At 68.2% G+C, this 9,857-nt stretch carries 3 protein-coding genes and 1 pseudogene; 1 reads left to right on the top strand and 3 read right to left on the bottom strand.

Translation table 11 applies throughout. The annotated features are described in order from the left end of the window. Positions 1 to 176, top strand: a pseudogene (locus tag QOD90_RS14335) (peroxiredoxin); the annotation flags it as partial. Here QOD90_RS14335 and QOD90_RS14330 read toward each other — a convergent pair. The 3 genes from QOD90_RS14330 to QOD90_RS14320 form a co-directional block, all read right to left on the bottom strand. After that, positions 173 to 1,513: a dipeptidase gene (locus QOD90_RS14330; RefSeq protein ID WP_526350767.1), complete on the bottom strand. Its 1,341-nt coding sequence runs from the start codon at positions 1,511 to 1,513 to the stop codon at positions 173 to 175. The pseudogene QOD90_RS14335 and the gene QOD90_RS14330 overlap by 4 nt on opposite strands. A 106-nt stretch (positions 1,514 to 1,619) precedes the next feature. After that, positions 1,620 to 2,015, bottom strand: coding sequence for a holo-ACP synthase AcpS (gene acpS, locus QOD90_RS14325; RefSeq protein ID WP_526350765.1), 396 nt, complete (start codon positions 2,013 to 2,015; stop codon positions 1,620 to 1,622). A gap of 43 nt (positions 2,016 to 2,058) precedes the next feature. Then, positions 2,059 to 9,857 (bottom strand): fatty acid synthase subunit beta domain-containing protein (locus tag QOD90_RS14320; RefSeq protein WP_526350763.1); only part of this gene is annotated, 7,799 nt, incomplete at its 5' end.

Below are 9,857 nucleotides of genomic sequence, written 5' to 3'. Positions count from 1 at the left end.
GCAAGGTGCTCACCGAGTGGGGTGCCTTCGGCGAGAAGTCGATGTACGGCAAGACCGTTCAGGGCGTCATCCGTTCGACGTTCGTCGTCGACGAGAAGGGCAAGATCGAGGTCGCCCAGTACAACGTCAAGGCGACCGGCCATGTGGCGAAGCTCCGCCGCGACCTAGCCGTCTAGCGCGGTCGGGCGCGTCCGAGCGCCTCCAAGAGCAATGCCTCCGAGGTCGCCGCACGCGCGAGCACCCCGAGATCCAGACTCTCGTTGATGCTGTGCGCCTGCGTCGCCGGGTCCTCCACGCCCGTAACGAGGATCTTCGCGTCGGGATAGGCGGCCGCGAACTCGGCGATGAACGGAATCGACCCGCCGACGCCCGTGTCGACGGCATCGACGCCCCACGCGTGCCGGAAGGCGGCGCGCACGGCGTCGTAGACAGGGCCCGTCGCGTCGATCGCGTACGGCTGGCCCACGTCGCCCGGTGTGACGGTGACCTGCGCACCCCACGGCGCATTCCGCTCGAGGTGCCGGGTCAGTGCCGCCAAGTGCTCAGCAGCGTCGCCGCCCGGCGCGACCCGCATGCTGACCTTGGCACGTGCCATGGGAATCAACGTGTTCGACGACTTCGCGATGGGCGTCGTGTCGATGCCGATGACCGTGATCGCCGGTTTGGCCCACAATCGGTCGGTCACCGGACCCGTTCCGATCTCGGTGACGCCATCGAGCACGCCGGTTTCCTCACGCACCCGCTCCGGTGGGTAATCCACGTCCGCCGCCGAACCCCGATGCAACCCTTCGACGGCGACGTTGCCGTCGTCGTCGTGCAGGCTGGCCAGCAGCCGCACCAGCGCGCTGAGAGCGTCGGGGACCACTCCACCCCACATGCCCGAGTGCAGGCCGTGGTCCAGCGTCGCGACCTCGACGACGCAGTCGGCCAAACCGCGCAGTGACACTGTCAGAGAAGGAATCTCCGTGCTCCAGTTGTCGGAGTCGGCGATCACGATCACGTCGGCGGCAAGCAGGTCCCGATGGGCGGCGAGCAACGCGCCAAGTGACGGGGAGCCCGACTCCTCCTCGCCCTCCACGAACACCGTGATGCCCACCGGCAGTTCGCCGTCGAAGGCGCGGATCGCGGCGAGGTGAGTGGCGATGCCGGCCTTGTCGTCGGCGGTGCCACGGCCGTACAGGCGGCCGTCGCGTTCGGTCGGTTCGAAAGGTGGTGACGCCCACTGGGACGCGTCGCCCTCGGGCTGGACGTCGTGGTGGGCGTACAGCAGGACCGTGGGGGCGCCGGCCGGGGCCGGATGGCGGGCGATCACCGCGGGCGCACCCCCCTCGCTGACGGTGCGGACGTCGTCGAAACCCGCCTCCGACAACAACTTCGACACCATCTCGGCACTTCGTCGGACCTCGTCACGGCGGGCGGGGTCGGCCCATACCGATTCGATGCGGACGAGGTCCTCGAGGTCGGCACGCACCGATGGCAGAAGCTCGCGGACGCGGGCGACGAGATCAGTCATGACGTCGAGCGTAGTGGCTCACCCCTACCGCGAGCAGACGTAGAAGGCCCTCAAGGGGGTGGCTTGAGGGCCATTTACGTCTGTTCGCGAGAGGAGCGGCAGAGGGCTAGGGGGCGGACTCCAGCACGGCCACGGCGGCGGCGGTGTCACCATCGTGCGTCAGCGACAGGTGGATGGTGACGTCCTTGAGGTGCTCGGCGATCGCGCCCGTCAGGCGGCAACGAGGGCGTCCCCACATGTCGGTGACGATCTCGATGTCGCGATGGATGCCCTCGGGCAGCATCGGGCGCTTCGAGAACCGCGACCCCGACCACGCCTTGATCACGGCTTCCTTGGCCGCCCAGCGGGCCGCCAGGTGGCGCGCCGCCGACGAGCTCTTGTCGGCGGCGTCCCTGCGCTCACCCGGCGTGAACGTCTCGGCGAACACCGTGCCCGGCTGATCGACCTGTTCGGCGAAATCCGGTATGGAGACCAGGTCGATGCCGACCCCGACGATGCTCATGCCAGGAACGCTAGCTGAGCCCGTCGGTGCCTCCTGCAGGGCCTCACGCCCCATACCAACCGTCCTCGCCGAGACGCGAGTCGGGATTGAGCAACATGTCGGCTTCCTGACGCTTCTCAGGGGAGTCCTGGTTGAAGCGGCGATCGGTCGGCTTCTCGTACATGGCAGGGCCACCCGCGATCGCCGAAGCCAACCGCCGCTGACCTTCCAGCACCCGACCGTTGGAGCGACGCCGGTAGTCCTCGCGTTGCTCGGGATCCAGAGCGGCCAGGAACGCCTGCGGGTGCACCAGGGCAACCAACCCGGACACGTGCCCGAAGCCGAGGCTGGTAACCAGGCCCGCCTTCATCGGGAACTTCTCCCGCATCTCCAAAGCCTCACGCACCCAGACGAAGTGCGAGGCATGGGCCAGCTCGTCGTCGACACAGTCCAGGCTTCGGTTCGGCGGGATCACCCCGTCGCGCAGCATCTGGCACATGCCCATCATCTGGAACGCTGCCGCACCGCCCTTGCTGTGCCCGGTGAGGCTCTTCTGACTGACGATGAACAACGGTGCCCCCGGCGAGCGACCCATGGCGGACGCGAGCCGCTCGTGCAACTCGGTCTCGTTGGGATCGTTGGCCAGCGTCGACGTGTCGTGCTTGGAGACCACCGCGATGTCGTCGGCGCCGACGCCGAGCTTGGCGAGTGACTTGGCCAGCTGCGACTGCTTGCCGCCGCGACCCGCACCGAGCGCGCCGAGTCCCGGTGCCGGGATCGACGTGTGCACGCCATCGCCGAATGACGACGCGTATCCCACGACGGCAAGGACCGGCAGGCCCATGTTCAGGGCCAGGTCACCGCGGGCCAGCAGAATCGTTCCGCCGCCCTGAGACTCCACGAAGCCCAGCCTGCGCCGGTCGTTGGCGCGGGAGAACTTCGCGTCGCTGATGCCCTTGGCCCGCATCACCTCGGTGTCCGCGGTTGCCGACATGTCACCGAAGCCAGTGACGGCTTCGAGCGTCAGATCGTCATAACCGCCGGCGACGACGAACTCGGCCTTTCCGAGCCGGATCTTGTCGACGCCCTCCTCGACCGAGACGGCTGCCGTCGCACACGCCGCGACTGGGTGGATCATCGCGCCGTAGCTGCCGATGTAGGACTGCACGACGTGGCCCGCGAAGACGTTGGGCAGCACCTCCTGCAGGATGTCGTTCGGCTTGTTCTGCCCAAGCAGGTTGCCGTGGAACATCGTCTGCATCGACGTCAGGCCACCCATGCCGGTGCCCTGCGTACTGGCCACCAGGCTCGGATGCACCCAGCGCATCAGCTCGGTCGGCGTGAAGCCGGCCGTCAGGAACGCATCGACGGTCGTGACGAGGTTCCACACCGCCACCCGGTCGATCGAGCTCATCATGTCCTGGCTGACGCCGTAGACCATGGGGTCGAACCCGGTCGGCACCTGGGCACCGACGGTGCGCGACATCTCCACCTTGCGCGGTACCCGAATCTCGGTGCCGGCCTTGCGGGTGACCTGCCAGTCGCCACTGTCGGGCAGCGGTGAGATCAGCGTGTGCTCGGGATCGAACTGCGCGAACCCTCGCGCATCGCTCTCGGACGACACCACGAACGTGAAGTCCTTATCGAGGAACACCGAAACCAGAAGCGGCGCAGCGTGATCCGAGCTGATCGCTCCGTCGTCGACGAACTCACGGATGCCGACCCGCTCGATGACGGCATCGTGGTAGCGCTCCACCAGCTCGCCTTCGTCGACCAGATCGCCCGACGCGGTGTCGTACCAGCCCGGCTTGGGATCGTCCTCCCACTTGACCAGACCCGTGGTCCAGGCCAATTCGAGAACGCCCGCCGCGGACAGTTCACCGGACACCTCGACCTCGAAGCGAGTCCGCGACGAGCCGTACGGTCCGAGCTCCGCGCCACCGACGATGACCACCATGTCGGCGGGGTCGACGTCGAGGTCGTCCCATGCCGGCGGCGGCGCAGCCGCGTAGCCGCGCGGGGGCGACGGCAGGGCCTTGATGGTGCTCGCGTCGTCGTCCTCGTCGGACGCGGCGGCGGCACTCTCGGCGGCCATCTCCTCGCGGGCCTTGGCGGCGAGTTCGGCCATGTCGATGTCGATCTCGCCAAGCCCACCGGTCAGGTCGGCGTGGATCGGCGCGCGCGCCGCTGCCACCTTGGACTCGATGTCGCACAGGTCGAGCAGCATGGCCGCCATCTGCTCGGTCGTGTACGTGAGCACGCCCGCCTCTTCGACCGCGCCGACGATGGCGTCGTTGTGACCCATCAGCCCGGTGCCCTTGGTCCAGCCGATCAGCGCGTGCGCCAACGACACTCGCTGGGACCACGAGGTCTCGGCCTTCCACCGCGTCACCAATGCGTCCAGTGCGGACTTGGCTTCGCCGTAGGCGCCGTCACCACCGAACATGCCGCGGTTCGGCGATCCGGGCAGCACCACGTGCAGTCGTGACGCGATGTCACGCTCCGAGCCGATGTGCGAGAGCCCACCGATGAGCCGCTGCACGGCCCACAGCAGAACCTTCATCTCCATCTCGGCACGCGCACCCGCCTCGGACAGATCACCTGCGACGCGCGGTGCCGCGAACGGGAACAGCAGCGTCGGGGTCAGGGCGTCCTTGACGTGGACCGATTTCGGTCCGAGGTTCTCCGACTGCTCATTGCCGATCCAGCTGACCAGTGCGTCGATGTCGGTGTAGGAGGCCATGTTGGCCGGAGTCACCCACAGCGTCGCACCGAAGCGAGCATTGTTTCGGTAGAGCTCCTTGTAGAAGGACAACCGGTCGTCGTCGAGCTTCGAGGTGGTCGCGATGACCGAGGCACCGCCATCGAGCAGCTGCGCGATCACCGACGCGGCGATCGAGCCCTTCGAGGCACCCGTGACCACGGCGATCTCATCGCTGTACCGACCGGTGCCGGGGTTCTCCGCACCAGCGGCGGCGCGTCCGTAGAGCGACGCGTGCACGTTGCGTCCGGCGGCCAGGGCCTTGCCCTGCCACCAGTTCGCCTGGCTTGCGACGACGTGACCCGCGGCCTCGAAACGCTCGGAGAGCCGCGCCCAGTCGGCGTCGATCTCGTCCTCGTCCTTCAACCAGAGCCGGGCCAGATCCTCACGGGCACTTGCCCAACGATCGTCGAACAGCACCGCCTTGCGGCTGTCGAACGTGGGCGCGACCAAACGCGGCCAGTCAGAACCGAGTTCGGCGGTGACGAGGTCGACGAGGTCGGCATCGTTGACGGTCTCGCCCACGTTGACCGGCGTGTCCACTCCGAGCTGACCGAGGATCATCCTGGCCGCCGAGGCCAGTACGCCATCGCGGCCGGTGACCTTCTCGGCAAACTCGGTGAGCGCTGCGGAGTCCACGACGCCTCCCGCGGCGCCGCCAGCCGAGGGCAGCGACACAGCGATGCCGCGGCGAGCGGCGACGGCGGAGACGGCCGCGTCCACGACCCTGTCGACCGTGGCCGCGTCGGGCAGTGCGCCGTCGTGCAGGTGGCCCAGGCTGCCGCCGCGCACGCTGGTGCCCTCACGGGTGCCGAGCACGACTTCCATCGTGACGTGCTTGACCCAGCCGTCGCCGAGTTCCCAATCCTTCTTGACCCGTTCGGCGATCGCAGCCGGCCGCTTGCCCGAGGGGCCGAGGACGGTGCGCAGCTGATCGTTGACCGCGTCGGAAAGCACTGGGCCATAGGGCTTGTACGTCCGGGCCAGCTTGGTGACCTGCGCCTTGAGCCCGGCCAAGTCGGCTTCGGCAGCACCATCGATCGCGCCGAGGTTCAGCTCGGAACCGAGGTCCACCAACAACTGGTTGCGTCGTGAGGACGCCCCGTCGGTGATCGACTCGATGGAGTCCAGTGGCTCGATCTGGTCGACGTGCATCTTGGCCGACAGTGCGATGAGCGACAGCGTGGCGTCGTCGGCACCGAACGAGATGTCGTCGGGACGTGGGCCACCGGACGGAGCGGCAGGCGCCGCCGCGGGGGCGGGTGCGGCGGCCGCTGCGGCGGGGGCCGACTCGGCCGCATCGGCAGGCGCTGGGGTATCCGCCTCCAGATCCGGCTCCGGATCGGTGTCAGTCGCGAACAGCACCGCGGCGTCACGCTCGGAGTTGAGCACCTCGGTGGTGTTGTGCGAGTACTCCGGCAGCTTCAGCGTGTTGGTGGCGAGGCCGGCGACCGTTGGCGCATTCTTGACGCCGATCTCGACGAAGCGTTCGATGCCGAGTCCACCTGCGGCCTCCTCGATGAACAGAAGGTCCTGCGTCTCGATCCAGCGCACCGGGCTGGCGAACTGCCACGCCAGAAGCTCGATCACGATCTTGCGGCACAGCTCGTGCGGCCGCTCGGTGAGCCAGGTGTCGTAGTCGGCGAGGATCTCGTCGAGCGGCTCGGCCGGAACCAGGTCCCTGATCTCCTGGATGAAGTCGCGATCCAGGGTGAACGGCCGCGGCACCAGGTTCGGGATGTACTTGCCGATCAGCAGCGCAGGATCGGCGTCGCGCGGCATGACCCGCTCCAGTGACCGGCGGAAGTCGGCGACGCCGACGCGCAGCACCTCGGAGTGGAACGGCACGTCGATACCGGGCACCAGGATGAAGGAGCGCTTGCCGCCGGAGATCTCACGACGCTTCTCGACCTCGTCCTCCAGTACCTCGAGGCCATGCACCGTGCCAGCGATCGCGTACTGCGATCCGCGCAGATTGTAGTTCACGATCTGGAGGAATTCGCCTGTGCGCTCTGCGATTTCGGCGACCCAGTCGGTGACGTCGTCATCGTCCAGATCGATTTGCGATGGGCGGATCGCGGCCAGCCGGTAGTTGGATCGGCCGTTCTCGTCGCGCGGCACGATGTCGTGCATCTTGCTGCCGCGGTGGAACACCACCTCGAGCAGCGCCTCGAGGGGGTACACCCCGGACACGCAGGCCAACGCGGTGTACTCGCCGACGGAGTGACCGCAGGCGATCGCACCCTCGACGAACGCACCCTGCTCACGCATCTCCTCGACCTGGGCGGCCGCGACGGTGGCCATCGCCACCTGGGTGAACTGCGTCAGGTACAGGACGCCCTCGGGATGGTGGTAGTGCACCCCGCTCGCGATCAGGCTGGTCGGGTTGTCGCGGACCACGTGCAGCACCGAGAAGCCCAACGTCTCGCGGGTGAACTTGTCGGCCGTGTCCCACACCTTGCGGGCGGCCTTGGACCGGGCCCTGACCTCCATGCCCATGCCCTTGGACTGAATGCCCTGGCCGGGGAAGGCATAGACCGTCTTGGGCGCGGCCAGCTGGGCCGTCGCCGACATCACCAGATCGGTTCCGACCTTCGCGGTGACCTCGATGATCTCTGCGCCGCGGTCGATGCCAACGCGGTCGACCCGGAAGTCGATGTCGTCACCGGGCATGACCATGCCAAGGAAGCGCGAGGTCCAGCCGACCAGACGCGCGGGCGGCGTGGCCCGGCCGTCGGTGGCGGTGACGACGTGCTGCGCGGCGGCGGACAGCCACATGCCGTGCACGATGGGCGATTTCAGCCCGGCGAGCAGGGCGGCGGCACGGTCGGTGTGGATCGGGTTGTGGTCACCGGAGACGACGGCGAACGCACTCATGTCCGTCGGCGCGGTGACGGTGACGTCGCGGCGACGGCGGCGAGGGGTGTCGGTCGCGTTGTCGGTGATCGCCCCGCCGGCCTGAGCCGGGTCGGTCAGCGCGATGGCGCCCGTGCGGCCGCGGATCGCGAACCGCTCCTCGAGCGTCGCCAGCTTCGTCCCGTCGGCGGCACTGATCGTCACGGACACCGGGACGACGCGGCCGACCTCGGTGTCCACCGCGGCCGAAGCCGTTGCGGTGACGGTCAATTCGGACTTTTTTGTCGGCATCGGCGCGAGCAGCTGCGCGGCATGGTCGAGGTGAACGAGGCTCAGCAGACCCTCGACGACCGGGAAGCCGGACTCCGTGACAGCGGCTCCGATGACCGAGAACACGGCGGGCCAGCAGCGACCGACGAGCGCGTCGGGCACCAGCGTCAGGCCGGGCGCCAGCGGGGCACCGAACGTCGCGGTGACGCCCGTGTGGTCGGCGACCTCTTCCGGATCCCAAGAGACGGTGACCGTCGTGCTGTCGTCGATGACGGTGGGCAGGGTGTCGACCCCGTCGACGCCCGCGGCGATCGCCAGCACGGCGCGCATGGCGGCCGAGGCGTCCTCAGTGGTGACGACCGGCATGCCACCGTCGACCGTGGTGGCCGGCAGCGTGAAGCGGATGGTGATCCAGATGTCGGACAGCGGCACGCTCAGCACCACGTGCTCGCCGCTGAGTTCCAGGCGCGAACCCGTGGACGGGTGTGTCGCCGAACGATTTTCGTTGACCTGCCACTCTCGCGGCTCACCAATGCGGTGCACCGGGTTGATCGCAGCGCGGCCTGCCCACTGCACGTCGGGCGAGTCGAGCACGACGGCCAGCGGACCGGTCACGTCGACGCGGGCTTGACGGCGCGACACCACCGCGGTCGGCTGCACACCGGCAGCGATCACGTCGTCGATCGAGGTCTGCTCGAATCGGTCGAGCAGCTCGCCGACGGGCTCGTCGGCGCGGGTGATGCCAACGACCGCTTCGGTGCCGGGGATGACGCACACCTGATCGGCGGAGTACCGCGCGTCGTGCGCCTGCCACAGCGAGTCGCTGCGCCACCAGCGCCGCACGTCCTTGTCGATGACCGGCACGAAGTTGACCGGCTTGCCGAGCGTCTTGCAGAGGGTGATGAAGAACGGCACGTCGGCCGGGTGCAGCTTGACGTCTTCGGCATCGGGGTACCGCGACAACAGCTGCGAGAGCGCGCGCTCCGGATCCTCCAGCAGCGCTTCACCTTGGGCGTCGACGGTGAAGAGCGTCTCGATCGGGCCCGAGTCCTGCGGGTGCAGGCGGGCCTCGACGCGCTTGAGCATTTCCTCGAAGCGGTCACGCCAGCTGACGTCGAGCCACGGCGAATCGGGACGCTTGGTGTCCGCAGTGCTGTCGCCTTCACCGATCGACAGTTCGACGTAGCGCCGCAGCCACTGCAGGTACGTCATGTCCTCGACGTCACCGAAGTACGGCTTGGCGGTGTCGGCCATCGCGGCGATGATCTCGTCGCGACGCTCGGCGACCGCGTCGACGTCGCCGGCCACCTCGTCGAGCAGCCGACCGCAGCGCGACGCCGCGTTGTCGATCTCGTGGATGTCCGCACCGAGCTGGCTGCGCCCGGATGCCATGCCGCCCTGGGCTTTTCCAGCGCCAACCCACTGATCGGTACCGGTCGTCTCGACCAGGAGCTGCTTGACGGCGGGCGAGGTGGTGGCCTCCAGCGTCGCCATCGCCGCAGTGCCGACCAGAATGCCGTCGACCGGCATCAGCGGGAAGCCATAGGCCTGCGACCACTGCCCGGACAGGTACTCTGCGGCGCGCTCTGGCGTGCCGATGCCACCGCCGACGCAGAGCGTGATGTTCGACAGCTTGCGCAGGTCGCCGTACGTCGAGACGAGCAGGTCGTCGAGGTCCTCCCACGAGTGGTGCCCACCCGCGCGACCACCCTCGATGTGAACGATGACGTCCTTGTTCGGCACCTCGGCGGCGATCTTGATGACCGACTTGATCTGCTCGACGGTGCCCGGCTTGAACACCACGTGGGTGATGCCGATCTCGTTGAGCTCGTCGATCAGCGCGACGGCTTCGTCCAGTTCGGGGATGCCCGCGCTGACGATCACGCCGTCGATGGGGGCACCCGACTGACGGGCCTTCTGCACCAAGCGTTTTCCACCCACCTGCAACTTCCACAGGTACGGGTCGAGGAACAGGG

Source organism: Mycobacterium sp. (assembly GCF_032161845.1).
GTDB lineage: Bacteria > Actinomycetota > Actinomycetes > Mycobacteriales > Mycobacteriaceae > Mycobacterium.
The sequence above is the reverse complement of the archived record's forward strand: the minus strand, read 5'-3'. Positions and strand labels throughout refer to the sequence as shown.